Source organism: Methylocaldum marinum (assembly GCF_003584645.1).
In the GTDB taxonomy this organism is placed as follows: domain Bacteria; phylum Pseudomonadota; class Gammaproteobacteria; order Methylococcales; family Methylococcaceae; genus Methylocaldum; species Methylocaldum marinum.
Window position 1 is genome coordinate 1,463,335 of the sequence record NZ_AP017928.1, and the last position, 26,158, is coordinate 1,489,492.

Annotated in this window: 38 protein-coding genes; 28 read left to right on the forward strand and 10 right to left on the reverse strand. The window is 56.3% G+C overall.

The genetic code is table 11. From position 1 onward, the window contains the following. The first annotated feature begins 57 nt into the window (after nucleotides 1–57). A complete protein-coding gene (locus sS8_RS06245; protein ID WP_119628893.1) occupies nucleotides 58–765 on the forward strand; it encodes a TonB-dependent receptor plug domain-containing protein in 708 nt (235 codons plus the stop codon). Here the strand turns inward: sS8_RS06245 and sS8_RS06250 are convergent. Continuing rightward, nucleotides 743–1,468 carry an MFS transporter gene (locus sS8_RS06250; protein ID WP_197716698.1) on the reverse strand — a complete coding sequence of 242 codons (726 nt, stop codon included), beginning with the start codon at nucleotides 1,466–1,468 and terminating at the stop codon, nucleotides 743–745. The genes sS8_RS06245 and sS8_RS06250 overlap by 23 nt on opposite strands. Then, nucleotides 1,350–1,769 (reverse strand): transposase, encoded by a 420-nt coding sequence (locus sS8_RS29855; protein ID WP_119628894.1) that lies wholly within the window; start codon nucleotides 1,767–1,769, stop codon nucleotides 1,350–1,352. Before sS8_RS29855 ends, sS8_RS06250 begins: the two co-directional genes overlap by 119 nt. Nucleotides 1,770–1,988: 219 nt before the next feature. Between sS8_RS29855 and sS8_RS06260 the strand changes: the two genes are divergently transcribed. The 3 genes from sS8_RS06260 (at nucleotide 1,989) to sS8_RS06270 (ending at nucleotide 4,069) form a co-directional block, all read left to right on the forward strand. Beyond that, on the forward strand, nucleotides 1,989–3,161 hold the full coding sequence (locus sS8_RS06260) for a glycosyltransferase (protein ID WP_119628895.1): 1,173 nt from the start codon (nucleotides 1,989–1,991) through the stop codon (nucleotides 3,159–3,161). Between the two features lie 70 nt (nucleotides 3,162–3,231). Next, nucleotides 3,232–3,549, forward strand: a complete 318-nt coding sequence (locus tag sS8_RS06265) for a YbbC/YhhH family protein (protein WP_170160975.1) — start codon at nucleotides 3,232–3,234, stop codon at nucleotides 3,547–3,549. A 91-nt stretch (nucleotides 3,550–3,640) separates the two neighbouring features. Beyond that, a complete protein-coding gene (locus sS8_RS06270; RefSeq protein WP_197716699.1) occupies nucleotides 3,641–4,069 on the forward strand; it encodes a RipA family octameric membrane protein in 429 nt (142 codons plus the stop codon). A 26-nt stretch (nucleotides 4,070–4,095) separates the two neighbouring features. Here sS8_RS06270 and tnpA (sS8_RS06275) read toward each other — a convergent pair whose 3' ends face one another. Next, entirely contained in the window at nucleotides 4,096–4,527 is a 432-nt protein-coding gene (gene tnpA, locus sS8_RS06275) for an IS200/IS605 family transposase (protein WP_119628897.1), read from the reverse strand. Between the two features lie 398 nt (nucleotides 4,528–4,925). Here tnpA (sS8_RS06275) and sS8_RS06280 point away from each other — a divergent pair, with 398 nt between their 5' ends. From sS8_RS06280 to sS8_RS06310, 7 genes are all read left to right on the forward strand, one after another. Next, complete coding sequence (locus sS8_RS06280) at nucleotides 4,926–6,584, forward strand: ubiquitin family protein (RefSeq protein WP_119628898.1); 1,659 nt, start codon at nucleotides 4,926–4,928, stop codon at nucleotides 6,582–6,584. A gap of 69 nt (nucleotides 6,585–6,653) precedes the next feature. After that, a complete protein-coding gene (locus sS8_RS06285; RefSeq protein WP_119627848.1) occupies nucleotides 6,654–6,959 on the forward strand; it encodes a hypothetical protein in 306 nt (101 codons plus the stop codon). Between the two features lie 114 nt (nucleotides 6,960–7,073). Continuing rightward, complete coding sequence (locus tag sS8_RS06290; protein WP_119628900.1) at nucleotides 7,074–7,964, forward strand: hypothetical protein; 891 nt, start codon at nucleotides 7,074–7,076, stop codon at nucleotides 7,962–7,964. A 186-nt stretch (nucleotides 7,965–8,150) separates the two neighbouring features. After that, complete coding sequence (locus tag sS8_RS06295) at nucleotides 8,151–8,567, forward strand: hypothetical protein (RefSeq protein WP_119628901.1); 417 nt, start codon at nucleotides 8,151–8,153, stop codon at nucleotides 8,565–8,567. Between the two features lie 209 nt (nucleotides 8,568–8,776). Continuing rightward, on the forward strand, nucleotides 8,777–9,241 hold the full coding sequence (locus sS8_RS06300) for a hypothetical protein (protein ID WP_119628902.1): 465 nt from the start codon (nucleotides 8,777–8,779) through the stop codon (nucleotides 9,239–9,241). Continuing rightward, nucleotides 9,231–9,506 (forward strand): acyl carrier protein, encoded by a 276-nt coding sequence (locus tag sS8_RS06305; protein ID WP_119628903.1) that lies wholly within the window; start codon nucleotides 9,231–9,233, stop codon nucleotides 9,504–9,506. Before sS8_RS06300 ends, sS8_RS06305 begins: the two co-directional genes overlap by 11 nt. 136 nt (nucleotides 9,507–9,642) lie before the next feature. Next, nucleotides 9,643–10,065 carry an ankyrin repeat domain-containing protein gene (locus tag sS8_RS06310; RefSeq protein ID WP_119628904.1) on the forward strand — a complete coding sequence of 141 codons (423 nt, stop codon included), beginning with the start codon at nucleotides 9,643–9,645 and terminating at the stop codon, nucleotides 10,063–10,065. A gap of 282 nt (nucleotides 10,066–10,347) precedes the next feature. Here sS8_RS06310 and sS8_RS06315 read toward each other — a convergent pair whose 3' ends face one another. Then, nucleotides 10,348–11,676, reverse strand: coding sequence for a transposase (locus sS8_RS06315; protein ID WP_119628905.1), 1,329 nt, complete (start codon nucleotides 11,674–11,676; stop codon nucleotides 10,348–10,350). Between the two features lie 1,040 nt (nucleotides 11,677–12,716). On the opposite strand from sS8_RS06315, the gene sS8_RS06325 reads away from it, so the two are divergent. The 8 genes from sS8_RS06325 (at nucleotide 12,717) to sS8_RS06360 (ending at nucleotide 16,700) form a co-directional block, all read left to right on the forward strand. After that, nucleotides 12,717–13,127 (forward strand): GFA family protein, encoded by a 411-nt coding sequence (locus sS8_RS06325; RefSeq protein WP_119628907.1) that lies wholly within the window; start codon nucleotides 12,717–12,719, stop codon nucleotides 13,125–13,127. A gap of 215 nt (nucleotides 13,128–13,342) precedes the next feature. Beyond that, nucleotides 13,343–13,933, forward strand: a complete 591-nt coding sequence (locus sS8_RS06330; protein WP_119628908.1) for a hypothetical protein — start codon at nucleotides 13,343–13,345, stop codon at nucleotides 13,931–13,933. A 121-nt stretch (nucleotides 13,934–14,054) separates the two neighbouring features. After that, nucleotides 14,055–14,504 (forward strand): 5' nucleotidase, NT5C type, encoded by a 450-nt coding sequence (locus sS8_RS06335; RefSeq protein WP_119628909.1) that lies wholly within the window; start codon nucleotides 14,055–14,057, stop codon nucleotides 14,502–14,504. A gap of 76 nt (nucleotides 14,505–14,580) precedes the next feature. Beyond that, the gene (locus sS8_RS06340; protein WP_232020541.1) at nucleotides 14,581–15,201 is read left to right on the forward strand and encodes a hypothetical protein; all 621 of its coding nucleotides are present in this window, start codon (nucleotides 14,581–14,583) and stop codon (nucleotides 15,199–15,201) included. 70 nt (nucleotides 15,202–15,271) lie between these two features. Next, the gene (locus tag sS8_RS06345) at nucleotides 15,272–15,520 is read left to right on the forward strand and encodes a DUF7079 family protein (protein ID WP_456299285.1); all 249 of its coding nucleotides are present in this window, start codon (nucleotides 15,272–15,274) and stop codon (nucleotides 15,518–15,520) included. Between the two features lie 55 nt (nucleotides 15,521–15,575). Next, entirely contained in the window at nucleotides 15,576–15,878 is a 303-nt protein-coding gene (tnpA, locus tag sS8_RS06350; RefSeq protein ID WP_119627851.1) for an IS66 family insertion sequence element accessory protein TnpA, read from the forward strand. After that, nucleotides 15,878–16,219 carry an IS66 family insertion sequence element accessory protein TnpB gene (gene tnpB / locus sS8_RS06355; protein WP_119627852.1) on the forward strand — a complete coding sequence of 114 codons (342 nt, stop codon included), beginning with the start codon at nucleotides 15,878–15,880 and terminating at the stop codon, nucleotides 16,217–16,219. Before tnpA (sS8_RS06350) ends, tnpB (sS8_RS06355) begins: the two co-directional genes overlap by 1 nt. Before the next feature lie 58 nt (nucleotides 16,220–16,277). Next, on the forward strand, nucleotides 16,278–16,700 hold the full coding sequence (locus sS8_RS06360; protein WP_119628912.1) for an IS66 family transposase: 423 nt from the start codon (nucleotides 16,278–16,280) through the stop codon (nucleotides 16,698–16,700). 11 nt (nucleotides 16,701–16,711) lie between these two features. Here the strand turns inward: sS8_RS06360 and tnpC (sS8_RS06365) are convergent, their stop codons facing one another. The 3 genes from tnpC (sS8_RS06365) to tnpA (sS8_RS06375) are packed head-to-tail and all read right to left on the reverse strand — an operon-like array spanning nucleotide 16,712 to nucleotide 18,925. After that, nucleotides 16,712–18,223: an IS66 family transposase gene (tnpC, locus tag sS8_RS06365; protein WP_119627853.1), complete on the reverse strand. Its 1,512-nt coding sequence runs from the start codon at nucleotides 18,221–18,223 to the stop codon at nucleotides 16,712–16,714. Between the two features lie 58 nt (nucleotides 18,224–18,281). Next, on the reverse strand, nucleotides 18,282–18,623 hold the full coding sequence (tnpB, locus tag sS8_RS06370) for an IS66 family insertion sequence element accessory protein TnpB (protein ID WP_119628541.1): 342 nt from the start codon (nucleotides 18,621–18,623) through the stop codon (nucleotides 18,282–18,284). Continuing rightward, nucleotides 18,623–18,925 (reverse strand): IS66 family insertion sequence element accessory protein TnpA, encoded by a 303-nt coding sequence (tnpA, locus tag sS8_RS06375; RefSeq protein WP_119627851.1) that lies wholly within the window; start codon nucleotides 18,923–18,925, stop codon nucleotides 18,623–18,625. The genes tnpB (sS8_RS06370) and tnpA (sS8_RS06375) overlap by 1 nt, the downstream gene beginning before the upstream one ends. A gap of 29 nt (nucleotides 18,926–18,954) precedes the next feature. Between tnpA (sS8_RS06375) and sS8_RS06380 the strand changes: the two genes are divergently transcribed. The 3 genes from sS8_RS06380 to sS8_RS06390 all read left to right on the forward strand — a co-directional run bounded on the left by sS8_RS06380 (nucleotide 18,955) and on the right by sS8_RS06390 (nucleotide 20,362). Next, complete coding sequence (locus tag sS8_RS06380) at nucleotides 18,955–19,401, forward strand: hypothetical protein (RefSeq protein WP_119628913.1); 447 nt, start codon at nucleotides 18,955–18,957, stop codon at nucleotides 19,399–19,401. Nucleotides 19,402–19,488: 87 nt separating this feature from the next. Then, a complete protein-coding gene (locus tag sS8_RS06385) occupies nucleotides 19,489–19,833 on the forward strand; it encodes a hypothetical protein (RefSeq protein ID WP_197716700.1) in 345 nt (114 codons plus the stop codon). A gap of 115 nt (nucleotides 19,834–19,948) precedes the next feature. Beyond that, the gene (locus sS8_RS06390) at nucleotides 19,949–20,362 is read left to right on the forward strand and encodes a hypothetical protein (RefSeq protein ID WP_119628914.1); all 414 of its coding nucleotides are present in this window, start codon (nucleotides 19,949–19,951) and stop codon (nucleotides 20,360–20,362) included. 26 nt (nucleotides 20,363–20,388) lie between these two features. On the opposite strand, the gene tnpA (sS8_RS06395) is transcribed toward sS8_RS06390, so the two are convergent. Continuing rightward, nucleotides 20,389–20,820 (reverse strand): IS200/IS605 family transposase, encoded by a 432-nt coding sequence (tnpA, locus tag sS8_RS06395; RefSeq protein WP_119628915.1) that lies wholly within the window; start codon nucleotides 20,818–20,820, stop codon nucleotides 20,389–20,391. Between the two features lie 709 nt (nucleotides 20,821–21,529). Between tnpA (sS8_RS06395) and sS8_RS06405 the strand changes: the two genes are divergently transcribed. Beyond that, a complete protein-coding gene (locus tag sS8_RS06405; RefSeq protein WP_145986434.1) occupies nucleotides 21,530–22,051 on the forward strand; it encodes a hypothetical protein in 522 nt (173 codons plus the stop codon). A 120-nt stretch (nucleotides 22,052–22,171) separates the two neighbouring features. Next, nucleotides 22,172–22,423: a DUF1697 domain-containing protein gene (locus sS8_RS06410; RefSeq protein WP_145986435.1), complete on the forward strand. Its 252-nt coding sequence runs from the start codon at nucleotides 22,172–22,174 to the stop codon at nucleotides 22,421–22,423. Here the strand turns inward: sS8_RS06410 and sS8_RS06415 are convergent. After that, a complete protein-coding gene (locus sS8_RS06415; protein WP_119628793.1) occupies nucleotides 22,417–22,830 on the reverse strand; it encodes a transposase family protein in 414 nt (137 codons plus the stop codon). The genes sS8_RS06410 and sS8_RS06415 overlap by 7 nt on opposite strands. Beyond that, a complete protein-coding gene (locus tag sS8_RS06420) occupies nucleotides 22,827–23,303 on the reverse strand; it encodes a helix-turn-helix domain-containing protein (RefSeq protein WP_119628919.1) in 477 nt (158 codons plus the stop codon). Before sS8_RS06420 ends, sS8_RS06415 begins: the two co-directional genes overlap by 4 nt. A gap of 68 nt (nucleotides 23,304–23,371) precedes the next feature. Between sS8_RS06420 and sS8_RS06425 the strand changes: the two genes are divergently transcribed. The 4 genes from sS8_RS06425 (at nucleotide 23,372) to tnpC (sS8_RS06440) (ending at nucleotide 26,134) form a co-directional block, all read left to right on the forward strand. Next, nucleotides 23,372–23,716, forward strand: a complete 345-nt coding sequence (locus sS8_RS06425; protein ID WP_119628920.1) for a DUF1697 domain-containing protein — start codon at nucleotides 23,372–23,374, stop codon at nucleotides 23,714–23,716. A gap of 204 nt (nucleotides 23,717–23,920) precedes the next feature. Next, nucleotides 23,921–24,223, forward strand: coding sequence for an IS66 family insertion sequence element accessory protein TnpA (gene tnpA / locus sS8_RS06430; RefSeq protein WP_119627851.1), 303 nt, complete (start codon nucleotides 23,921–23,923; stop codon nucleotides 24,221–24,223). After that, nucleotides 24,223–24,564 carry an IS66 family insertion sequence element accessory protein TnpB gene (gene tnpB, locus sS8_RS06435; RefSeq protein WP_119628541.1) on the forward strand — a complete coding sequence of 114 codons (342 nt, stop codon included), beginning with the start codon at nucleotides 24,223–24,225 and terminating at the stop codon, nucleotides 24,562–24,564. Before tnpA (sS8_RS06430) ends, tnpB (sS8_RS06435) begins: the two co-directional genes overlap by 1 nt. 58 nt (nucleotides 24,565–24,622) lie before the next feature. Next, the gene (gene tnpC / locus sS8_RS06440; protein WP_119627853.1) at nucleotides 24,623–26,134 is read left to right on the forward strand and encodes an IS66 family transposase; all 1,512 of its coding nucleotides are present in this window, start codon (nucleotides 24,623–24,625) and stop codon (nucleotides 26,132–26,134) included. Nucleotides 26,135–26,158 lie beyond the last annotated feature (24 nt).

Genomic DNA, 26,158 nt, shown 5'->3' on the forward strand with positions numbered 1-26,158 from the left:
GAGCGGCGCTTCGGTTACCTCGAATGCCGGGCGAACCGGCTCGGCATCTTCGGCGGCGTGCGCCTCAACATCTCCTACAAAGACCAGCGGGAAGGAGAAGAAATCGTCGGGCAACGGACACTCGGCATCGAGGCGCGCGAGCTCACCGGCTTCGATACGATTGGCTTCACGCTGCGTATGAGAGCTGGGCCGTGTATCTTCAGGACGAGGCCCATCTTCTGGGGCGCGTTCGGCATCCGCGACAACCACTACGAAGCGGTCGGCGAGGTGGCCGACCAAACCCTCGGCTTCGAGACGGACGCCGTCGCCGGCAACCTCAACCTGGCTTACCGGCTCACGCCGAATCTCAATCTGGTGGGAGGCCTGGCGTTCGGATTCCGCGCACCCAACATGGAGGATTTTTTCGGCCGCGTGGACTTCTTCAACGAAATTCCCAATACGTCTCTTCAGCCCGAGGAATCCTTCAGCAAGGAAATCGGCCTCAAGTATCGCAGCCAGGCGCTGAGCGCCGAGGTGTTTTACTTCCACACCGACTACGAGGGATTCATCGACCGGGCCACCGTGGGCCGGCAACCCGACGGCACGCCGATCAAGCAGCGCCGGAACATCAACGATGCCGAAATTCAGGGGGTGGAAGCCGGCACCGAGTTCTGGCTGAACCCGCAATGGCGATTCGGGGCGAGCCTGACCTGGACCGAAGGCCGCGATGCGCAGACCAAGGCTCACGCAATACGAGGAAAGCTTAGGAGAAGCGCGCCAGGGTGAATACCGCTCCGACTCCGACCACCCACCAGTAGGCCGCGGGCAGTCGGCACAGGTTCTCCCGCCGAATAGGATTGACAGCGGGCCGTTCCGATTTCTTTTCCGGCTCCTTTACGGCGAAGAACAGCAACGCTACCGCGAGGAACCCGGGGATGATCGCCACCCAGAACACGGCGCGTAAGTCGTTCGCCCAGAGCAGCATCAGTCCCATGGCGAGGAGCGGGCCGAGGAAGGCGCCCACCGTGTCGAGCGACTGGCGCAGGCCAAAGGCCGCGCCGCGTACCTCGGGTGGCGCGATGTCCGCTACCAGCGCGTCGCGCGGCGCACCCCGGATACCCTTGCCAACCCGGTCCATCAGCCGCGCGGCCAGCACCAGGCCGGAACTCGTCGCCAGCGCGAACAGCGGTTTGGATACCGCGCCCAGCCCGTAGCCGAGAAAGGCCAAGGGCTTGCGCTTGCCCCAGTAATCGGATAGAGCACCGGAGAAGACCTTGACGATGAGCGCGGTGGCCTCGGCAGTTCCCTCAATCAGTCCGACCACGAGTGCGCTCGCGCCCAGGGAGGTGACGAGGAAGACCGGCAGCAGACTATGGATGAGCTCGGACGAGATATCCATGAGCAGGCTGACGAAACCGAGTGCCCAGATGGCAATCGGGATGCGGACGCCCGAAGGAGAGGCAATTGCAGATTGATTGAATCGATTCATTGACTGATACGTCCAAAATTGGGATCACGACATCGAATAAAAACGATCGGCGGCGTACCGTAATTCGTGAATACTGCGGTGCTTGATGCCGGTTTGGGCGAAGGCGATTTTGAGGCGGTCCTTTGTCCCTGGGATCGCTTAGCGCCTGCGCCACGGCTTTGGATAATCCAATGCCTCGATCCAACTGCCGCAACAGCATCACGCCACCATCGGAACTGATCGCTCCGCCTTGGAAATTGGCTTCGATCACCCGCTGTCCCAGGCGTCCAAAAGTCATCTCATCAACGGAACAATTTGGCATCGGCACAGTCCCCCCAAAAAATCTTCTTCGTAAACTGATTTTATGCGGGTTTCACGGCTGTGCCGACCCGCCCTGTAAAGAAATACCCGGGCTAGCTCATGAAACACGCAACCTCGCAGGAAGACGCATACCGAGAAAAATGGCCAGGACGTATCGGGCAGCTTTTCAAAATCGGAAATTAATCGCGAATCGTTTTACCCAGTACACGGAGGGTGCTCTATGACGAAAACCATTGAGATTTCATCGATTCACGAGAGGCCTGTAACCGAAGACGGCAAAAGCAAGCGAGTCGACATCGTTTACTTCAATGGTGGGGGCGCCCACAAAGGCATAGCCATGGCTCTAAAGGCCGAACTGCAACGCTCTCTTCCTGAAGCCGATGTTCGGGCGGTCAACACCGACCAGATTTTTTCTCACGTTTCGTTGTTGGATTGGCTCACCCGAGCGGGCATTAAGCTTTACAACACGGGTCTGCAATGGGAAACGATGATCGGTTTGCGGCAATACATCGCGCTTGGAAGGGGATTGATGACCTTGATGCAGCCGGCGGCCTCGCGCCTTGCCGCGTTTTGGAAACACGCAACGCCGCATGTCGTGATCTCGACGATTCCTCTTTGCAATGGAATCATTTTCGCCGCCGCCCGCGAAAGTAACCCGGAAGCGCGCTGTGTGACGATTCCGGTCGATTTCGAAGAGTTCTACCGCCGGTACTGGTTCGACCCGGCCTTGATGTCCTACTACTTGTGCGGCACCGAGCGACTCGTTCAGCAGGCCTTGCAAAGGGGGGTGCCGGAGTCTCATGTCTTTCCGCTCCGGGGTATGCCGGTTCACCCGTCTTTTCTCGCACCCGCCGATACCAATCCGGCGGAGGCTCTCGAAGAATTGGGATTGCGAAGGGATCTTCCGACAGTCCTCATTTTCTTTGGCGGCCAGGGCTCAAGGTACATGGTCGACATCGCACGGCGGCTGGATGCTGCAGCGACTCCCTGGAATCTGATTGCCATCTGTGGTTGTCACAAAGTGGCCTACGAGTCGCTGTGCCAGTGGCGATCGCGCAAGCCCAAGCTGATCGTGGGATACACCGCCAAGGTCGCGGAATACATGAGGCTTGCAGATGTCATGGTAGGCAAGCCGGGCCCGATCTCCATCCATGAAGCCATAGCCTGCCGCGTCCCGCTCGTGCTCATGGACAACCCGTCCATGCGCATACTTTTCGAATACAACATCCGTTGGGCAGAGGAAAACGGTATCGCTAAACGGATCCGGTCCCTGGCGGAAACTCCCGAGGCAGTAAATAAAATCCTGGCATCGGGCCACTGGCGTCGGAACGTGGCTCGCATAAACGTCGATGCCAATGCGTGCGTTGCTGCTTGTCTACGGCAATTGATGTAAGAGCGTTCGCGGTAGGATGGCTAGAGCGCCGGCGAAACCCATCGCTTTCTGGCCTGAGCGTGAAGGCTACATGAACAAGCGCGCACTCATCATCGCAATAGTTCTGCTACTGTTTGCCCCCGTGGCGTATTCACAGCCGCCGCACAATTTCAAACCCGCGCAGGGTTATGTTCCTGATGCGGGGACTGCGATAAAAATTGCAATCGCAGTTTGGGAGCCAATTTATGGCCAAGAGCAGATCTCACAGCAAAAGCCATACAAGGCTGCCTTGGTCAACGGCATCTGGATTGTTGAAGGTTCTTTGCAAACAAATACTCTTGGTGGCGTAGCAGTCGCTGAAATTGCAAAAGACGATGGAAGGATTTTGAGAGTAAGTCATGGTCAATGAACCTTCTAACCCTGCGGTCAAGTTTGCTCCGCTTCGCTGCGCTGGGACTGCGCTAACGCGCAGCCCCTTACCTCCACGTTAGGCATCGACTATGCCCACACGCGACTTCTCCGATGATGAATACCGCGCCGAGTTCACGAAAGACACTTCGGTCTCGGACAAGAGCATTAACGTAAAAGCGCTGGAGCTTGCGCTCGACATCCGAAAGTTCGAGGTAGACCTGTATTGGAAACGTGCCACTTACTTTTGGACGTTCATTGCCGCTACCCTCGCCGGCTTCGTAGCCATCCAAGCATCATCGTCGTCGAACAAAGCTGATCTTTCGGTACTGCTCTGCAATCTCGGTATTGTGTTTTCCTTCGGCTGGCTCTGCGTCAATCGCGGCAGCAAGTACTGGCAAGAGAACTGGGAGAACCATGTAGACATGCTGGAAGACCCAGTAAACGGGCCGCTCTATAAAGTTAAATCACCCCCGGCAAAGCCGGGGGCTTATTGGGTGAGCGCCTCGAAGGCGCCGTAAAATCATGAGCCGCCCAAGGCGGCTGTTTACAGGCCCAGCTTCATCTGGTCAATACGCTCATCCTCCTGTTCCTGATGGCGGATATACGCCCGAACCATAGCCTCATCCAAACCCACCGTGGACACAAAATATCCCCTCGCCCAGAAATTCTCCCCGGTGAAGTTCCTCTGCCGCCCCCCAAACTGCCGGGCGATTTGAATCGCACTCTTACCCTTGATGTAGCCCACCACGTTCGAAACCGCATACTTCGGCGGAATGCTGATACACATATGAACGTGGTCGCCCATCAGGTGACCTTCTACTATTTTCGATTCCTTGTGCCCGGCAAGCTCATGAAATATCTCTCCAAGATGCCGCTTGAGCGCACCAAAAATCTGTTTCTTCCGCCGCTTCGGGATGAACACCACATGATACTTACAATCCCACCGGGTGTGGGAAAGACTCTGGTACTCTTTCATTGTGAACCTCCTTCTCTTGGTCGAGATTTCAGGTTCACGATGACCGTTGTACAGGTCAAACCTCGGTGAGTCCCCCGGCAAAGCCGGGGGCTTACCTCAATGAGTTATTGATAGCCGGCCATTTCCTCTGTTCCGGTTATGAAAGGTGGTTTCCGATAATGTCTAATGTTTGACGCGGATTTTGTCCCGCACTTGATCCAATAGTTTCGGCTTGCTCGGCATAATGAGCAGGTGTATAAAACCAACGGCGACCGACCCCGCTAAAGATAGCAAGGCCTTGAAATTTGGTCGGTTCCTGAAAGCGAAATCAGTTTATACCCCACAAATGGCGTAATATAAGGCGCCGTTTAGGGGGTCTACTTTATGTTAGCACCTAAGGATACTCCGGAGACGATCCGATGAGCATGGAACAAGAATGCAAGCGGTTATCGCAGGAAACGATGCTTGAGTCGTTGACTCGCAATCTGCAACTCACCGATATGCTGCCGGTGTATTACTCGAACACGACCGGTCCGCACAGCCACGGTATCTATTGTGCGCTGGTGCCAAGTGACCGAGTTGACGAAGTCCTGTCGACATTAACATGGGACCTCTCGCATGGCGGTGGTGTTCCTGGATCGGCTGTATACCATGACGACGGAGATGAACGCATTGAGTATCTTCGTTTCGGCGACGACGATGGGATTGAGCCGCTTGTCATTGATCGTGTCTTTCACGGCATGCGCGAGGACTACAAGGAGATATCGGAAGAGTTTCGCCTCTTTCACAGGCTATATCACGATAGAAAGACGGATCGATACCTGAAGTTTGATGATGACGGAAGCGAAACAGTTGTGGCCGTCGTCGAAGACGATCGCGTCCTGATCCGGGTAAAGGAGATCCGACAATTCTTGGCGATACGTGACATGCATCTGTCAATCCAGTTCGACTGTCGCGAGCACTCGAACCATACATTGAAAGAACTCGAATTGGACGAGGGCGGCCAAGAGCGGAGGGATGGCTTAGCCGCCTGGGGTCTTTTCTACGGCGACCTGCATGGTATTGGTGAGCATTGCGCATTCAGTCGGCTGCTGGGGAAGCGGTTGGTGGAGCCCTTGCCAAAATCGAAGAGCGGCTTATGGGGGTTCGAAGAAAAGGCAGATAAGAAATACGTAGAGTTCATAATAGGTCTGGATGAATACGGCGATGAGGAGACCTACACCTCAAATCCTGGTGCCCTGGCGAACTTTTTCGGCGCAAATCCAGAGGCGCCAAATTACCTGACTCCGGTGCACTTTCGGAAGCAAGTTCTCGATAAGTACTTTCAGCAGCCATCGAAATATACGGTTGAGGACTCGATGCTATGGTGCGGAAGTCTTTGGAGCATGCAGATTGACAATCATCACGAGGATAAGGTTTGCGCATGGCTAGGTGATCTGGGAAGAGATCTGCCGTTCCAAGAGCAACTTCACTGGCGCAGCTTCAATATTCACCCGCAAGGGGGCGTCAGCGAAACATACTTCCGGCGTCAGATACTGGCGCAGTTTGCGAATTCCGAACGCCCGGAGCACTTGTTTGTTAACCGGTACGCGCAATTGCAGAGAGATTGTAGCGAGCACCTTGGTTGGCAAATCCTTCTGCCACTGGATGCCGGAGACGCGTATTTCATTAAAAGCGTGCGAATCCCTGCATCTGACGAGCAGCGAGATTTTGATGAGCTGGTCTTGGGGCTAACTAAATTGCTCATTGACTCCTTGAATGAAAAGGAACTTAACAAGCTAATTCCGGAAGCCGACGGGCCTAATCTCAAGGGCAGCATTTCGCGGCTTGAGGCGGCTCTGCAAGCAAGTAATGAGGAAGGCTACGAATCCCAAATTGCTTTCCTGCGCAAGCTTCAGAATCTACGTTCGAGCAGTTCGGCTCATCGAAAGGGAACCAACTACAGGAAAATCGCCAATGATTTTGGGGTTGATGATCAGAGCCTGAGTGCAGTGTTTGCGGGAATATTGGGTCAAGCATTGGGCTTTGTTGAGTTTCTGACGACAACAGTCCGTGAGGGTTGCCTAAGAAGGTGCTAACAATGCCATTCACTCGGACGAAAATTCCGCTGCGCTCCATCTTCGCCGGTGATGGCAAACGTTAGACCTATGAACGAGCCTATATTCAAGCTGATGGCGTTCTATCTCCTCCACAGGAATTGGCGCGCCCGCATCTCAGCGAATAATGCAGCGAGCTGGATATGGACGCTCTGGTTGCTTAGTGCACTGCAAGGAGCGTTTGCGGCGTTTTCCGCCGCTACAGGAAAGGGAGAAGCCGCTGCTATTTTGGCCGCAGGTGCGTTCCTCGGATTCGGAATCTCGGGCCTCTTTGTGCCTGCCGCGAAACGACAGCACGTAGCGTTACAGCGCATGGGGAATCCAGTTCTTTTTGGCAATTGCAGTGAAAAGGTCTAACCACCGGCTCCAGGCGACCCGCAAAAGCGGCGCGGCATTTGTGCTCCTATCGGCGCTCGGTTGGCCGCTTTTGCGGGCGCCTGAGCCGGAACGTTATGTTCTCGGGGGCATGGTTTGACGCATTACTACGCATCAGACACATACGTTGAGGCGTATCGAAAGCTAGGCGAAGCGTGCGCTTGGCTGGATGCGCTTGGCATTGAGTATTCGAGAACCCGTGTTGGTCGGTACGAAAAGATATTCGGCGCGCTTGCTAGGCACCAGCTTGCCGGCACTCTTGACGCTTTTTACGACGAGCACTCATTCGAGTCGTGGGTAAACGCCGCCCATGAAGTTGCGGAGCTAGTGCGAATGTATGAGGGGTTGAGCGGGCAGTTCGATCCGTCGCTGATTGGTCGTCTAAAGGATTCCCTCAAAGGGCAAGAGCTATACGTGCTTGATTCCGAAAACCGTTCTGGACGTGACTTTAGTTTTGAATTGGCTACCGCAGCGAAGTTTGTGAACGTGGGGTTTGCTGTCGATTTTGGGCACGACGCGGATCTCAAGGTCCAGATGAATGGATTCACGTTCTTCGTCGAATGCAAAAGGCTCAAATCAGCACAGAAGATTCAGAGGCGAATAAAGGATGGCCTCGATCAACTTCACAAACGATACGTGAAATCTGAAAACCCGAGTATGGCACGTGGGATGCTGGCTTTGTCTATCGGTAAGACGGTCAACGAAAAGTTAGGGCTGCTCGAAGGGAACGACCACAAGGCGTTAGGAGCAAAAGCCTTTGCGCATAACCGATCATTCGTGGAGAAATACAAGGGGTATTGGCAGGGCAAGCCAGACCGCAGGACTCTAGGAGTCGCGATCATCCTGGATACACCCGGCATAATAACCTCCAGTAGGCAACTCGTGACCTGCCACGAGGTTACTGTAAACAACAGCGTTCCAGTCAATACACCAGACCATACCCTCTTGCTTCGAATAGCGAGTCATGTATTTCCAAAGCGAACATAACAATCGGTTGCAGTCCGACCCGCAAAAGCGGCGCGGCATTTCCGGTCTTCTTCACGTGATGCAGGCCGCTTTTGCGGGCGGCTGAACCAATCGTTAGCTACTACATTGGGGGTTCAAGTGAAGTTGGTATTTCTATCCGCGGCTGCCGCGCTGAGCCTATCCGCATGTGCGTCTTCGGGCCGTGTGATGCAGCTCAATGACACAAAGATTGTTGGGCCTCGAGTTATCGCTCTCGACGCTCCAAGCGCACCTTGGGTCATTGAAATTCAGAACCGCCTAAATCAGAAGGGTTTCCGCGTCCACCGTTGGAGCAGTCGCACGCGCGTCACCGAGCAGACTTCGGCTACTCGTTCTAAGTCGTACAACGAAGCGGAAGCGAGATATGTACTCGTAGTGGAAGGCTTCGCGCCCTATGACTGGGCCAACCGTTGCTTTGGTGGGGGCTTCAAGTTTGACCACATCAGCACGGATCTCGTTGACACTTCTACCAATGAAACCGTACTCAACATCAATGGATCAGGCTACTCAGAAAATTGTCCGCCCATGAGCGGCACAATCTTCGGCGACATCGCGAACGCGGTGGATGCCGCATGGAGTCGGTAGTAGCTAACTACTCGTTCAAGCCGACGCCGCTTCGCGGCGCGGCTTAACTCAGGTGTTAGAACTCTCGATCAAGCGCAATCAGATTGCGAAAGGAAGACTCTATGAACTCAGCACCTTTGTCTCACGCGATCCACCTTGGCATAACCGAACTCAACCGCCGGGGAACTAATTTTAGGCCGAACACATCAAGCCTAATCGCGGAATTCAGCATGTCCTCGGGTAGTAGTGGGGTCATAGCGTTCGCCCCCGAAAATGCGGGGGATGGAAACCGTCAGGGATACGACTTGGTAAGGCTATCGACCCCGGACGTGCCGAACCTTGACACTACGGTCAGTGACATTTGGGAATGTGCGAAAGAGCACTACGGACTCACTGCGGCAGCAGCAATAACTGGCGCTGGCGGAATTCCAATTAGCAAGCTGCGTCTGGGTCATAAGGTCTACCCGGGCTCCAGTAAGTACACCAATCTGGTCAGTCATTTTGGCCTGAAGTTCTTCCCCATGACAACGCTTCCGCACGGCTCCGTTGCTGCCCGAGTGGCAAAGAGCACGTTCGGCACAATTCGAGTCTTTGGAATTGTGGGGCGTGCGCTGCCATTCGTTGCAGTGGGTTTGGCGGTATTCGACGCTGTCAGCATCGGCATGTGCGCATACGAGGCGCGCAATGGAAAATGATAATGGCGGCCTTGCTCAAAAGGATCAGGTAATCGAAACCGTTATCGACATTTTCGTCCGTGTAATCGGGTTCATCGAACGGGAGAACGTTTCTAGATCCACTAACCCGGCGAAGGATTTCCACATCGATACAGATGACCTATCGCTCTTTATTGAAGAGGTCGAAAAGCACTTCCACATTGGCGCATCCCAGAGTGAATGGTTCAGCATTGATGGAACGATTGAAAGTGTCGCGAGCCTCGTTTTGCGCCATTTGTCGAAGTAGGCTTCGTGATTCCTTTCCCAAGTTCTAACGGCCACGTCAACCGGACCGCCCACAAGCTGCGCTTGTGGGTTCCCTCCGCGCTACGCGCTTCGGCGGCCGGTTACGTGGAACGTTAGGCTTGGGTTAGGGCTTCGCCATGACGGAACGCACAGAGTATTTCGAGGACGCAGACGCAATCGTTACGGCCGTTTTGCTCGGGGATTTTGACGCCGCAGAACTGTTGGTGAAACGTGGAGTAGACATCAACGCTCAGGACGAAATTGGCCGAACCGCAATAATGATGGCTATCGAGGAAGACTGGGCTGGTACTGCGTGGGTTGAGTTTCTGATTGAGAACGGAGCCGACGTAAATGCCTTGGACAAAGACGGTGACTCAGCTCTGGATATTGCAAAGTACCGTCGGCGTAATGACATTGTCGAGCTTTTGCTCGCAAACGGAGCAAAAGGGAAAGATGGCGCGTCGGCTAAGGAACTGCGCGACGACTCGATCTACGCCGCATTTGAGCAGGCAGACGTTGTAAAGCGCTTGGTCGCAGAAATTGAAAAGAAGAAGCCCTAACCCGGCGGTCGACCTCGCTCCCTTCGGTCGCTGGACGCTGCGCGATGAAGCCGCGCAGCGCCGGTCACCTCTACGATAGACCCCTCACCCTTCACCCCTTCCGTTTCACCCTCTCTTGTCTCTTGGATTGCAGTTATCAATAGCTGTGTTACTGGGTACCGCTGCCGGTGTCTGAACCAGTGCATGTAATTACAGGGTACTGTGTTACTAAGCGACGTACCCCTTTGTCTTACCGATTTCCGTACTTAAGTGTCCCTTATATCAGCCCTTTTAAGGTGTCCGCTATTGATCCCGGAGCAACTTGTACGTGGAGACATGGGGCTGTTTGGGATCATACGGTTTTTTCTGGGGAGGCTTTTTGGGGCCGCGTCCATGTTTTTTGAGGCTGTCCAAGCGGACGTTCCGCGCCACGTCGCGAAGCCAATGAGCGAACTGGACCGGAGGACAGGTCGCCAGGAATTGCCAGTCGAGGGCCTCGCCCAGCAGGAGCAGTGCGCGGAAAGTCGCGCTGATCTCATGCGCGATGTAATAGGAGGACACGCCCTTAGAGACGGGTTCCGAGTGGGCACTGTCGAGCGCTGCACGCATGACCGAGAAGACGTTGTAAGCGACCAGGGCCAGGCAAAATCCGAACAGAGCCGCTCGCGGATAGGCCAGCGTATTGAGTTCCGAGGCGAAGTGCTGCTCGAGGTGTTGGAACGCGGTTTCCAGGGTCCAGCGCTTCCGGTACAGGCGGGCCACGGTGGCGGCGTCAACCGTGTCTGGCAGGTCGGTGAGCACGTCGAGATGAGTGTCGCCGTCGCGGGTCGGTGCGGGGAGTTCGATGCGGACGCACCGGTAGGTGCGGCCTTCCACTTCGATCCGTTGCTCGAAGAGGCGCTGGCCCGCCTCCCCCCCGACAGCCGGGGCGAAGGGGGTTTGTTCCCCGAAGGGGAGGCTCCTGTGCCGGCGCACCACCACCGCAGCCTGACGTTCCCGGAGGCCCCGCAGGAAGCCGAGGGTGCAGAAGTTGCGGTCGGCGATCCACACCTCTCCGGCCTGGACGGTCGGCAGCACGGCTTCCAGCAACGACCGTTCCTGGGCGTGGCCGTCCTCGCAAGGGACGACCTCGACCAGCAGGCGGCGCTCCGGGTCCAGCACGACCAGGGACTTGCCCGGCAACGCGGCCGCGGCAAGCCCCTGGTGGACGCCCAGCCGCTTCTCGCTGGCTTCCAGGCAATTCCCGTCCAGGATGCGCACGGCATAGCCGGGCAACCAGGGTTTCGGCGGGCAGTCCAGGGCGTCGAGGAGGGCCGATAAATCCCGTGCGGTCTCCCGGACCAGCGCCGCCGAGACGGCGACTTCGATCCCTTTGAGCTTGTCATACAGGGCGACGACCGAGACGTTCAGTTCCTGCTGGCGGTCTTGGTACGCGGCGTGGGTCGAGGGATACACGCGCAGAACGACGGAGAGCAGCAGATCGCAGACCGTGGAGAACAACAAGTCACGGGTGTATTGCTCGCGCGCGTGCGCTTCGAACAAAGCCTCCAGCCGTTCCGCGGCAAAGCAGCGCTCCAATAACCCGCGCAGCAAGCTCGAGAGGGGCATTTTCCGGCAGAGCAGTTCAATCATAACGAGTGGGGTATTTGAGGTTATAGGCGGGGTGAAATCAAATCAGGAATCAGGGCAGACATACTCGCGTTTTTGATTCCACCTTTAAAGGGCTGGTGTCCCTTATATCTAGTCTAGGGACGGCGGCTCCGTCCGTCCGCGCGCGCTGGGCGCGTGCTGCGGGCGGGCGGATCGCCTCTCTTAAAACCCCTTTGGTCTACATGAAGGCCGTGCTTGATTGGAGGACGCAGGTGAGTGATTCGCTTCGCTCAGGGACAGCATGCTGACGCATGTCCCCGTGTCAGGACGGCTGACACGTCTTGGAAGCTTTGATGACACGAGGCCAGGCCGCTAGCCTAACCTTGACGTTCAAGGGGACGTAAGATGCATTGCAGCAGTTCGCAAGGCCGTTTACGATGACGTTATCGGGGCTAGCCGCCCCTTAACTCAGCGTTGGGAGTACCGCACATGAGGAAAGAATACGGAGTCGCGCTTCGTGAGTTGTTTACTGAAGGGCTTACGCATGCTTGCCCTCAATTCACTCTTGTCAAGAAGCATTCTGCGCTGGCTGGCTTTCCTGGTGAACGAACATACTGCTGGCGGTTCTCGGAGACCATCTTCCTTTGGGTAGTGCTGATCCCGGATGGGAAGCGGGAAGCCTTTTTCGTCGAGGTGGGTTGGTCGAGGAAGGGACGGTTCCCCCAGCTCACGATACGGCCGTCATTGGCACGCCCCCCTGATGCTGGGTCCGAGGATGAGTACCTCTGCCGCCTCGGAGAGCTATCACGTGGCAACGACTTCGGATGGGTTGTTGAGGAGCTACGTTTAGGCGCGACACAAAAGGAAATGATGGCCTACATCACCGCGCAGACCCAGCCGATTTCTCCGGAAGTGGCTCGCGCTCGCGTCCTTCCACTCGTGGAGGAGGCCCTCCGGGAGCTGGTCCAGCATGGGCTGTCGTTTCTTAACAGGCACGCCCAACCATGCCCTCCAGGGAACGCGCTGCAAGCGGCGCGTCCCTGAGCTACGACGTTAGGCTGTTGAACAAGGGGACGTGCTAAATGACTGTATTCCGTGGTGGCTGTCTTTGTGGTGCCGTGCGTTATGAAACTACCTCTGACCCGTTGAACCAGAGGGTATGTCACTGTAGGGGGTGTCAAAAAGTTATCGGCGCTGCTTTCAATGCTCGTGTACTCATGCGCATCGAACATGTTGCCATCTCTGGCCCAGTCAGCATATTTCACTCTTCAGAAACTCTTGAGCGCGGTTTTTGTTCACATTGCGGTTCAAGCATTTTCTCACGGCGTGTTTCTGCTGGAGTCATCGGCTTAACAGTCGGCAGCCTCGACGAGCCGTCATTGTTCAAACCTGACATGCACTTTTGGGTATCTTCAAAGCAACAGTGGCTAAAAATTACAGATAGCCTGCCGCAATATTCAGAAAGCCCGCCATCTTTGGGTTATGAGCCATGAGTATTTTCGGTTGTTGGCCTAACATTGCATTCGAGGTGGTCTGGGCAAAAAGCCGCACAGGCACCACAACCCTATGTTACTGTGAAAGTCATCGTGGGAGCGACGCCTACGTCGCGATTAGAGCCGCGCAAGTCGCGACGAAGGCGTCGCTCCCACGATGACTTTCATTTCCCGGGGTGATGCGGCGCTTTCATGATCGTTAGGCGAATAAAATCATGGGAACTGCGTCATACAAAGAAATCTTGAGCGCCATTGCCATTGCGCTCACTTTTGCGGCATTTATTCCCTATATCCGTGCAATCGTTAGCGGCACCATCAAACCCCATGTGTTCTCTTGGGTCATTTGGGGCGTAACCACTTTCGTGGTATTTCTTGCGCAGCTCGAAGCTAAAGGTGGGGTGGGTGCTTGGCCTATCGGGGTTTCTGGTAGTATCACAATATTTATTGCGCTCTTGGCTTTCGTGAAGCGATCAGATATTACAATCACAACAACAGACTGGCTATTTTTTGTCTCCGCCTTGTCTTCTTTGCCGCTCTGGTTCCTCACGTCTGACCCATTGTGGGCTGTTGTCATTCTTACAACCGTGGATGTACTTGGGTTCGGGCCAACGGTCAGGAAGATCTATAGTTTTCCGCATTCTGAGTCTTTGCTGTTCTTCGCTCTGTTCGCCGCCCGCAATCTCATCGTCATTGTGGCGCTTGAAACTCACTCGGTAACAACAGTTTTGTTTCCTTCGGTTATTGCGGCGGCGTGTATGCTGCTAATGGCAATGGCAACGTATCGAAGGAGAGTGTTAGCAACGTGAGAGAACAAAACAAATCGCCTAACAACGCCATCAACTCGGACAGTGAAAAGCGGGGCGACTTCGTCGCCCCGCTTTTCACTGCCGGTTATGGCGAACGTTATGCATTTAAGAGGAACGAGCGTTGAAGAAGATTTTGTATGTAGACATGGACAATGTGTTAGTCGACTTCCCATCTGGTATTGAACAGCTGGACGCTTCGGTAACACAGGAGTTCGCCGGAAGGCTCGACGAAGTTCCTGGCATCTTCTCCTTAATGTCTCCAATACCAGGCGCCGTTGAGGCATTTCATGAATTGTCGGAGTTATTCGATACATACATATTGTCAACAGCACCATGGGAAAATCCATCCGCATGGAGCGACAAACTTCTGTGGGTGAAAAACCATATCGGCAAGAGCGCACATAAGAGGCTGATTCTTACCCACCATAAAAATCTAAATGATGGGCACTTCCTTGTAGATGATCGCACAAAAAACGGTGCCGATCGGTTCTCTGGAGAGCACATTCACTTTGGCACAGAGCGTTTCCCAGATTGGAAAATTGTTCTGGCGTATTTAAGGCAAAATGCATAACACGTCGCTCAACCTGACTCGCTACGTCGGCGCTTCGCGCCTCGTAGCTCGCAGGTTAGCTTGGCGTTAGGGCGCTATGAAAGTCACCACTCTGCACGGTAGTTTCGTCCGGAGGTACTCTGGTGCAAAACACAATAGAGTGTTACTGGCGCTCATATTCGCTGTACTTGGCTTGGCTGTTGTTGGCTTCTTCGTGAGTCGTGTCATATCCAGCAGGTTGGCGGTTGGGTTGGGATTGTTGGCTGGCATTTCGATAGGGTTAGCGTGGAGCAGTGCGCTGGAAACCAATCTAAGGAAGGTCCGCCCCGCCGACATGCGCCAAGCAATGGCTCTCGCCGAGGCGAAGCGCAATCGCATCCTTCGCCATGCGTGGTTGAGAGTCCCCTTTTGTTTGCTTATTGGTACCGCGTTTGGCTACTTTGCCATCGCATGGGGTTGCGCCTGGCTTGTAAACATGGGTTTCGGTACACGGGCGGAGCAAGTGGTGGTCGTAACAGGATGGTTCAGTGGCTCGCGCAGGAACTGCTCGCAGCCCGAGGTTGATCTCGCCCCGTTTGTCAGAAGCTGGAAAGCATTGTGCGTGAGCCGCTTCGCCACGGAACTCGCTCCCGGGGCTCGGCTCCGTTTGACAGGTTCAGCGACACCTCTCGGAATGAACGTTGAAAACATTTATGTCATTGATGCGAAGGCGCCCTAACAAATTGCTCCACGCGACGTGCGAAGCGCACGCGCGTGAGCAATGGCGTTAGGCGACTCGTTTGAATACGGTGCCACCGGCCGAAGACGACCTCGATCATCGGCGTCCGGTATGGGACGCGCTGTCGAGTCTGTTCTTGGACACCGATACATCCCTGTCGCGCGAATGGCGCGTCAAGCTGCTTGCTAGCTCGCCCTATTCTGTCGAACAGCTGGAGCACATTCTCGTAGATGAGGTTTATCCTATCTGTCGCTGGAATCTCTTCAGCATTGCGGGCGAATGGGCCGGTTTCGACGTAAGCGTCCGGCTGTCCGCATAATTCCCACCGATTAGCGCCTGAGTCACAGTATCGCCATATTCCCGAAGAGGAGGAGATGGCGATGACGAAACAAGAACGAGAGATGCATTGGCGGGTCCTGCTGGAGCAACAGGCAGGGAGTGGGTTGTCGGTGCGCGCTTGGTGTGCGCGCGAGGCGGTCAGCTATGCGGCGTTCATCTACTGGCGTCGACGCGTAGCGCAGCCAGCGGTGGTGGCGCCACTGACGTTGATGCGGGTAGATGGCGGTGAGACAGCAGTCGGTGGTCTGTGGTTGTCGGTGGGCGGGGTTCGCATCGAGGTGAAACCGGGGTTCGATGCCGGGTTGTTGAAGCAGGTGGTGGCCGCATTGGTCTCGTGATGCTGGCGACGATTCTGAGTGCGGCGGCGGTGTATGTGGTGGCCGAGCCGGTCGATTTGCGCAAGTCCATCGATGGTTTGGCGCTGGCGGTGGAGAGCAGTCTGGGGCATTCGCCGTTATCGGGTGCGGTGTTCGTGTTTTTCAACCGGGGCCGGGACAAGGTGAAGCTGTTGTGGTGGGATCGTCACGGTTTCTGGCTGGCCTACAAGCGGCTGGAGAAAGGCCGCTTCCGCAAGCCGGTTCAGGGGACGATTTCGCGCTCGGACCTGCTGCTGTTGCTGGAAGGCGTGGACCTGACGGTGGCCCGTTTCCGCGCGGTTCGCGCGGGTCGGGTCGGCTGAGTCGAAAGTGCCTGAAACCCGCATCAGAGCTGGGCTTTCGGGTGGTCCACCGGGTATAATGGCAGCCATGAATGCCGCCGCTCTCGCCGAAGAAAATCGTACTCTAAAGGCCACCCTGGCCCAGCGCGAGGCGCGCATCGAACGGCTGGAATTCGACCTGGCGCAGCTGAAGAAGCTGCTGTTCGGCGCCCGTTCCGAGCGACTGGCGACCCTCCCCGACATCGACCAACTGCCGCTGTGGGATGAGGTGCCCGAGGACGCCCCCGTCGCCAGTCCGGTGGCGTTCAAGACGGTGGTGGTGCAATCGCCCGCCAAGAATCAACCGAAGCGCACCGCACTGCCGGCGCATCTGCCGCGAGAGATCGTGGTATTGCCGTTGTCGGCACAAGACCGGCAGTGTCCTGCCTGCGGTGAGGAACGGCCGGTGATCGGTAAGCGTCCGCTGGAGGACAGTCTTTTCCTGATGCCGCCGAACAGTTAACCGTCAGGACCTTATACGTTGGCTGGTTTCCAGTTGTGGGGTAGCAGGCTGTCGATCTCCCTCTGCTTGGTGGTGGGTAAACGGGTCAGGACGTCTTTCAGGTAGGCCTCTGGGTTGAGGTCGAGTTCCTTGCAGGTTTGGATGAGGCTGAACACCGTGGCGGCGACCTGGCCGCCCTTGGGCGAGCCGAGGAACAGCCAGTTCTTGCGGCCGATGGTGAGGGGGCGGATCGCCCGCTCACTGCGGTTGTTGTCGATCTCCAGGCGACCGTCTTCGGTATAGCGCTCCAGCGCCGGCCAGTTCTTGAGGGCATAGCCGATGGCCTGGGCAGTGGGGGTCTTGGGCGCCAGCTGGCGCAGCCGGTCTTCGAGCCAGGCCTTGAACTCGGCCAGGATCGGCCGCGCCTGTTCCTGCCGTAGCTTTCGGGTGCCTTCGGCGTCGAGTTGCTGTTCCTTGGCCTCCCGTTCGATGGCGTAGAGCCGGCCGATGTACTCCAAGGCCTCATGGGCGCTGATGCGCTTGCCGTTCTCGGTCTGTCGGGCAATCTCGAAGAACTTGCGGCGCGCATGCGCCCAGCACGCCACTTCCAGGACCTTGCCTGCGGCGAAGATCTGGTCGTAACCGGCATAGGCGTCCGCCTGCAGGTAGCCGCTGTAGCCTTCCAGTTTGGCCTTGGGATGCTTGCCCGCCCGGGTTTCGGTGTGGTCATAGACGACGATGGGCGGCGAGTGGCCGGCGTATACCCAAAACCGGGTTTCCCGCGTCTTGCCGCGGTCCTGCACCGCCACAGTGGTGTCGTCCGAGAAGATCACCGGCTGTTGCTTGAGCAACGCCAGCATCCGCTCGACCAAGGGCTGCAGCTGCCAGCCGCTCTGGATGACCCAGTCGCACAACGTGGTGCGGGCAATGGGGACACCCTGGTGGGCAAAGATTTGCTCGATGCGGTACAGCGGCAGGTGATAGCCGTATTTGGCCATCAGCAGATGTGCCAGAAGACCCGGCAGAGGGATGCCCTGCTCGATGATTTGCGGCGGGGCCGGTACCGTGGTCAACTGCCCTTGGCACTTCGCGCAGGCGCACTTTTCCCGCCGCGTTTCCACGACCTTCAGTTGCGCCGGGACGTAATCCAAGCGTTCGGAGCTTTCGTAGCCGATCACCGGCCGTTCCTCACCGCAGGCAGGACACTGCCGGTCTTGTGCCGACAACGGCAATACCACGATCTCTCGCGGCAGATGCGCCGGCAGTGCGGTGCGCTTCGGTTGATTCTTGGCGGGCGATTGCACCACCACCGTCTTGAACGCCACCGGACTGGCGACGGGGGCGTCCTCGGGCACCTCATCCCACAGCGGCAGTTGGTCGATGTCGGGGAGGGTCGCCAGTCGCTCGGAACGGGCGCCGAACAGCAGCTTCTTCAGCTGCGCCAGGTCGAATTCCAGCCGTTCGATGCGCGCCTCGCGCTGGGCCAGGGTGGCCTTTAGAGTACGATTTTCTTCGGCGAGAGCGGCGGCATTCATGGCTGCCATTATACCCGGTGGACCACCCGAAAGCCCAGCTCTGATGCGGGTTTCAGGCACTTTCGACTCAGCCGACCCGACCCGCGCGAACCGCGCGGAAACGGGCCACCGTCAGGTCCACGCCTTCCAGCAACAGCAGCAGGTCCGAGCGCGAAATCGTCCCCTGAACCGGCTTGCGGAAGCGGCCTTTCTCCAGCCGCTTGTAGGCCAGCCAGAAACCGTGACGATCCCACCACAACAGCTTCACCTTGTCCCGGCCCCGGTTGAAAAACACGAACACCGCACCCGATAACGGCGAATACCCCAGACTGCTCTCCACCGCCAGCGCCAAACCATCGATGGACTTGCGCAAATCGACCGGCTCGGCCACCACATACACCGCCGCCGCACTCAGAATCGTCGCCAGCATCACGAGACCAATGCGGCCACCACCTGCTTCAACAACCCGGCATCGAACCCCGGTTTCACCTCGATGCGAACCCCGCCCACCGACAACCACAGACCACCGACTGCTGTCTCACCGCCATCTACCCGCATCAACGTCAGTGGCGCCACCACCGCTGGCTGCGCTACGCGTCGACGCCAGTAGATGAACGCCGCATAGCTGACCGCCTCGCGCGCACACCAAGCGCGCACCGACAACCCACTCCCTGCCTGTTGCTCCAGCAGGACCCGCCAATGCATCTCTCGTTCTTGTTTCGTCATCGCCATCTCCTCCTCTTCGGGAATATGGCGATACTGTGACTCAGGCGCTAATCGGTGGGAATTATGCGGACAGCCGGACGCTTACGAAGAAACCCAAGACTTCAGAGGAGGCGCTCAGGATTGCATTCAACGCGGCAAACGATTTCACCATGATTAACGTTGCTGTAGAAAGGGATGGAAAGCCGTTGGATGGGATTCCCATGGACGTTTGGATGATGTCGAACGATGCTAAGTTAATTAATTACTTGGCCCTGTTGTTTGGGTATTGTGTTCTGGTACCAGGCCAAACTGGAATGTTTGCCGAAATCTCAATCCCGAAAGGTTTTGATGTTGCTCTGTTGCCCTACGATGCAAAGGTGTTTTCGCATAGAGTTCACCGGGGAAGTGACAGGAGCTTCGCAAGGCTAGATAGTGATTTATGGATTACCAGAGTCAAAGAAATGATTCAGTTGGTAAACAGGGTCTTTCCAAGAAGTGCCTAACCAACCGATCAAGCCGACGCCTGAAAGCGCTTCGATCCTTGCAGGCTGCCTCAGGGGCGCGGCTTATCGGCGGCGTTAGGTGCTGTCATGGCGAAGTTCGCTGTCTATGCGAGAGAAATTCTGGTTGGACATTCCATGCTGGAGTTCGGTGACGCGCCCATGGGAGTTGCCTTTGGCGCGTTCGTGCCGAGTGAGGCGTATTCGCAGATCCAGGGCGAATGCAGAGTCAACCACGAGGATCAGTCAGCTCTCTGTTTATCCATCAAAACAGAAACTGGAATGACCGTACCATGCGCCGGGGTGGGCATCCTCGACTACTCGGAGGAAATCGAGCCACCGAATATGGAGGTCAACGTCCTTGGGGTTCCGTATCCGCTCTACAGTGAGTTGTTCCCTGAACACGTTGCGAGCTATGAACAGCAATTCAAGTGAGCTTCTCAGGCCGAAAGTAACAATGGCACCTAACACAACGCTCAAGCCGACCCGCTTCCGCTACGCTCCAGCGGTCGGCTTAGCTTTGCGTTAGAGATAGCAAGAAGGAAGAAATATGGAGTATTTGGCATTAGCGCAGTTTTTTGCTTCCGCGAGAGGCGTTGACGTCTTTTGGAGTCCACTGGCTATAACTGTGATCGGTGGTTTAATTGTCGCCCTTGTTCTGAAGAAAGAGGGTAGCAAAGATACCTCTAGAAGCGGCGGTTTATCCCTGTCGGACATCAGGGCGTTGATTGAGGCTGAGCTTGCGAAGCAAAAATATGCCAATCAACCTGTTGCGCCGCAGCAAATACCCCGATCGCAAAGAAGAAATGGTGATGAAGAGGGGGTGGTTTGGGGTGGCGTTATAACGCTGGTATTTCTCGCAGTATTTTATGCCAGAAACCAAGCTGCTGTGCTCGATTATTCAGTTAAATCACCCCCGGCAAAGCCGGGGGCTTATTGGGTGAGCGCCTCGAAGGCGCCGTAAAATCATGAGCCGCCCAAGGCGGCTGTTTACAGGCCCAGCTTCATCTGGTCAATACGCTCATCCTCCTGTTCCTGATGGCGGATATACGCCCGAACCATAGCCTCATCCAAACCCACCGTGGACACAAAATATCCCCTCGCCCAGAAATTCTCCCCGGTGAAGTTCCTCTGCCGCCCCCCAAACTGCCGGGCGATTTGGATCGCACTCTTACCCTTGATGTAACCCACCACGTTCGAAACCGCATACTTCGGCGGAATGCTGATACACCTATGAACGTGGTCGCCCATCAGGTGACCTTCTACTATTTTCGATTCCTTGTGCCCGGCAAGCTCATGAAAGATCTCTCCAGGATGCCGCTTGAGCGCACCAAAAATCTGTTTCTTCCGCCGCTTCGGGATGAACACCACTTGATACTTACAATCCCACCGGGTGTGGGAAAGACTCTGGTACTCTTTCATGGTGAACCTCCTTCTCTTGGTCGAGATTTCAGGTTCGCAATGACCGTTGTACAGGTCAAACCTCGGTGAGTCCCCCGGCAAAGCCGGGGGCTTACCTCAATGAGTTATGGCTGCCACGTCCATTTTTGGATTCTGGTTTGCGGGGGTCGTGTTTTCCATCATGTCCGGTACCCTTTCGGGGCGAGGCTGGGCTGTTTACGCTGCGACGGTGCTTATTCTTACTATTTTGGCTCTTCCGATGCTGTACCTCGGAATGACTCCGATTTATGCGCCTGTTGGGATTGAGAACTTGCAATAAGTAGCCGCCACTTTAGGACTCGCTGGTCTTGTAAAGAGTTACGGCGCCGAAGGGGTTGTCTTTCTAGTCTTTCAGGTGCTTGGATTTCTTATCCTCTATGGGTCATGGCTAGTGATTCTGTTCTCCCTCGTGTTTTTATCTGCTTCTTCGTTTGTCGCCAGTGGTGCTCGCGGTAGGGCGTTCTGGATTTGGCTAAGCGCAAAGACAGCCAAGTTCGGAAATCCTGTTAAAGCAGCGGCAATTGTCATCTCTCTTTATGTGATGTCGTTCGTTATGATCAGCGGTTTTGCGTATGAATGGTGGCGTCCAGCAAGTAACCTCTAACAACTGCTTCGAGCCCGACGCCTTACCCTTCCGCTACGCTCCAGGGTAAGGCGCGGCTCAAGCAGAACGTTAGGCGCACATAGAACTATGGATATTTTAATTGCTATTGGTCATATTGCTGGAGCAGTGATTGTCTCAATAATTCTGGGGCTGATCATCTTGTTCATATCTTCGTGGGAATTGGAAAGGAACAAGAAAAGAGCCACTGGGGAGCTTGCGTTAAAATTGGGTATTCCAGTTGCCGATCTGGAAGATGAAGAGAAAATCGAGCAGCTTGCGCCAAAAATCATCGAAATATCAATGGAAAAATTCAGTGACGAGCTATTTAAAAATAGAATATCTGATTTCCTAGGCATAATTCGCACAGCATGGAATTGTCTGAGCAATATCCTCCAGGTAATTTTAATTATTGCAGTCTGTTGGTACACCTTCACAGATGATCTAGGCAATGCTGTATATGCTTGGCTAATAAATGCCATCGTAATATTCTTTTTTGTAGTAGGTGTTGTCTTTGCCTTAATCTGTAAAATTCTTACGTGGCGTTATCCCGGCCAAGCTAAAGAAGCGCGGAAATCGCTTGTAAATTACCACAATGAAACCAGCGCCTAACAAGTTGCTCAAGTTCACTCCGGCCGCAAAAAGCGCGGTCTCCGCGGGACAGCCTACACTGCGTTTCGGCTGCCCCTTAGCAAGGCGTTGGGCGCCTTCATCCATGACCCACGGAGCGCAATGAAGAACTACGCAATCTTTCTGCGCGGTGTTACTCCTACCGGCAAAAACCGAGTGCCGATGGCTGAGCTACGCGCCGCCCTCAGCAACTCTGGATTGCTGGATGTGCAAACGTACATTCAGAGCGGCAACGTCATTGCAAAGTCAACCCTGGATCAATTGTCTCTACAATCTCTCGTTCATGAAGTCATTAGACATTATCGGAAACCACCTTTCATAACCGGAACAGAGGAAAAGGCCGGCTATCAATAACTCTGGTTTCGGCAGTAGCTCCTGTAATTGTGCAGGCCGCAGGCCAATTCAATGACGACATCGTCGTAGCCTTCCTTGGTGTTCCTGAACACGTCTTTGACGACGCGGCACCGCTTGATTCCCGAGATGATGTGTTCGATGATCACGCGGATGCTTGAGTGGAGCCGGTTGGCCTCCTGGTCGTCGGCCGAAAGCCGGCCGTTGCGCGGCCTCTTCTTCGGCTGGTGGACTGTGACATTCGCCAGTTCGTGTCCCTGGAAGCCGCTGTCGCGATACAGCTCGACGCCGTCGGGGAACCGGGTCCCTTCTTCGTCGCAGATCTTCTTGTCGTGCTTCTTGCCCTCATGGGTCGAACCCAAGTACTTGACCTGCCTGTCCTCCAGGCCGCCGACAAGGTTGTTCTTCACAGTGTGGCATTTTTTTTACCGCTGTAGTGGATGCGTTGCCCCAGGTCGTTGACGGGGCGGTTGATGCGCCTTTCCGTCCCGTCTATGCCCAAGTCCTGCCGCGCCTCCTGCTCCAGCCTGGACAGCATCTCCTCGGTGAGCCGGGCGGGCTTGTGCCCGCGGGCGTCAAGTGTCTTGTTGAGCACCCTGCTCAACAGGTGGATCGTGAAGTTGGCCCGGGGTTGGCTCATGCCGAACAGATGCGCGATGACCTCTTGCAGAGGGTAGGTCTTCAGATAGAACAGGATGAACAGCAGCCGGTCGGCCATGCTCGCGATAATCGGCGGACGCCCTCCTTTAGTCAGATTCCTGCCGGTTTCTTCGGCCCATGTCGCCGCAAAAGAAACCAAGAGTTCCTCAAACTCGGAGGCCTTCAGACTGGTCATGGCCATCAATGTCTTCGGCTTTTGCTTCACGTCTTCGTAGGAAAGCATACTCTTGCCCTTAGTTCTCTTAGTTCTCTTCGTTATTCAATGACAGACTGTCATGCTAGTTTCCGATAATGTCTATTATCCGTGAAATCGGAGCCGACATAGCCGTAATCGCCCGGACACACAACCAACTCAAACGCGTCATGGAAGGCAATCCGTTCCCCTTGAGTGCAGTATCTCGCACGTACTTTTCGCTGCTAGCGGTGCCGCCAGCAGCGTATCTTGCCGATGGCCTGTCCCAACTTGATTTCTCACCCGATACGGTAAGAGTCGGCAACGATGCGATCTACACGTTGTACGCGACTAAACATAGCGATTCGAAGTTCAACAACAATTTCTTCGAGCGAAAGCTGAAGGTTGCAGCGACAACTCGGAACTTCAACACTATGTCTCGTTGCGTCGAGCTCAGCGCGTAGGCCATGTGCGCCGAAGACGCCCAAGCCGCGCAGCGCCGGTTAGCTCTACGATGGGCCGCACACTCGCTTCACGACCGACATCAATCTCCAATGGAAATAGCACCATGGCCAAGTACCTGATCTCCGTAAGCGTCCGGCTGTCCGCATAATTCCCACCGATTAGCGCCTGAGTCACAGTATCGCCATATTCCCGAAGAGGAGGAGATGGCGATGACGAAACAAGAACGAGAGATGCATTGGCGGGTCCTGCTGGAGCAACAGGCAGGGAGTGGGTTGTCGGTGCGCGCTTGGTGTGCGCGCGAGGCGGTCAGCTATGCGGCGTTCATCTACTGGCGTCGACGCGTAGCGCAGCCAGCGGTGGTGGCGCCACTGACGTTGATGCGGGTAGATGGCGGTGAGACAGCAGTCGGTGGTCTGTGGTTGTCGGTGGGCGGGGTTCGCATCGAGGTGAAACCGGGGTTCGATGCCGGGTTGTTGAAGCAGGTGGTGGCCGCATTGGTCTCGTGATGCTGGCGACGATTCTGAGTGCGGCGGCGGTGTATGTGGTGGCCGAGCCGGTCGATTTGCGCAAGTCCATCGATGGTTTGGCGCTGGCGGTGGAGAGCAGTCTGGGGTATTCGCCGTTATCGGGTGCGGTGTTCGTGTTTTTCAACCGGGGCCGGGACAAGGTGAAGCTGTTGTGGTGGGATCGTCACGGTTTCTGGCTGGCCTACAAGCGGCTGGAGAAAGGCCGCTTCCGCAAGCCGGTTCAGGGGACGATTTCGCGCTCGGACCTGCTGCTGTTGCTGGAAGGCGTGGACCTGACGGTGGCCCGTTTCCGCGCGGTTCGCGCGGGTCGGGTCGGCTGAGTCGAAAGTGCCTGAAACCCGCATCAGAGCTGGGCTTTCGGGTGGTCCACCGGGTATAATGGCAGCCATGAATGCCGCCGCTCTCGCCGAAGAAAATCGTACTCTAAAGGCCACCCTGGCCCAGCGCGAGGCGCGCATCGAACGGCTGGAATTCGACCTGGCGCAGCTGAAGAAGCTGCTGTTCGGCGCCCGTTCCGAGCGACTGGCGACCCTCCCCGACATCGACCAACTGCCGCTGTGGGATGAGGTGCCCGAGGACGCCCCCGTCGCCAGTCCGGTGGCGTTCAAGACGGTGGTGGTGCAATCGCCCGCCAAGAATCAACCGAAGCGCACCGCACTGCCGGCGCATCTGCCGCGAGAGATCGTGGTATTGCCGTTGTCGGCACAAGACCGGCAGTGTCCTGCCTGCGGTGAGGAACGGCCGGTGATCGGCTACGAAAGCTCCGAACGCTTGGATTACGTCCCGGCGCAACTGAAGGTCGTGGAAACGCGGCGGGAAAAGTGCGCCTGCGCGAAGTGCCAAGGGCAGTTGACCACGGTACCGGCCCCGCCGCAAATCATCGAGCAGGGCATCCCTCTGCCGGGTCTTCTGGCACATCTGCTGATGGCCAAATACGGCTATCACCTGCCGCTGTACCGCATCGAGCAAATCTTTGCCCACCAGGGTGTCCCCATTGCCCGCACCACGTTGTGCGACTGGGTCATCCAGAGCGGCTGGCAGCTGCAGCCCTTGGTCGAGCGGATGCTGGCGTTGCTCAAGCAACAGCCGGTGATCTTCTCGGACGACACCACTGTGGCGGTGCAGGACCGCGGCAAGACGCGGGAAACCCGGTTTTGGGTATACGCCGGCCACTCGCCGCCCATCGTCGTCTATGACCACACCGAAACCCGGGCGGGCAAGCATCCCAAGGCCAAACTGGAAGGCTACAGCGGCTACCTGCAGGCGGACGCCTATGCCGGTTACGACCAGATCTTCGCCGCAGGCAAGGTCCTGGAAGTGGCGTGCTGGGCGCATGCGCGCCGCAAGTTCTTCGAGATTGCCCGACAGACCGAGAACGGCAAGCGCATCAGCGCCCATGAGGCCTTGGAGTACATCGGCCGGCTCTACGCCATCGAACGGGAGGCCAAGGAACAGCAACTCGACGCCGAAGGCACCCGAAAGCTACGGCAGGAACAGGCGCGGCCGATCCTGGCCGAGTTCAAGGCCTGGCTCGAAGACCGGCTGCGCCAGCTGGCGCCCAAGACCCCCACTGCCCAGGCCATCGGCTATGCCCTCAAGAACTGGCCGGCGCTGGAGCGCTATACCGAAGACGGTCGCCTGGAGATCGACAACAACCGCAGTGAGCGGGCGATCCGCCCCCTCACCATCGGCCGCAAGAACTGGCTGTTCCTCGGCTCGCCCAAGGGCGGCCAGGTCGCCGCCACGGTGTTCAGCCTCATCCAAACCTGCAAGGAACTCGACCTCAACCCAGAGGCCTACCTGAAAGACGTCCTGACCCGTTTACCCACCACCAAGCAGAGGGAGATCGACAGCCTGCTACCCCACAACTGGAAACCAGCCAACGTATAAGGTCCTGACGGTTAACTGTTCGGC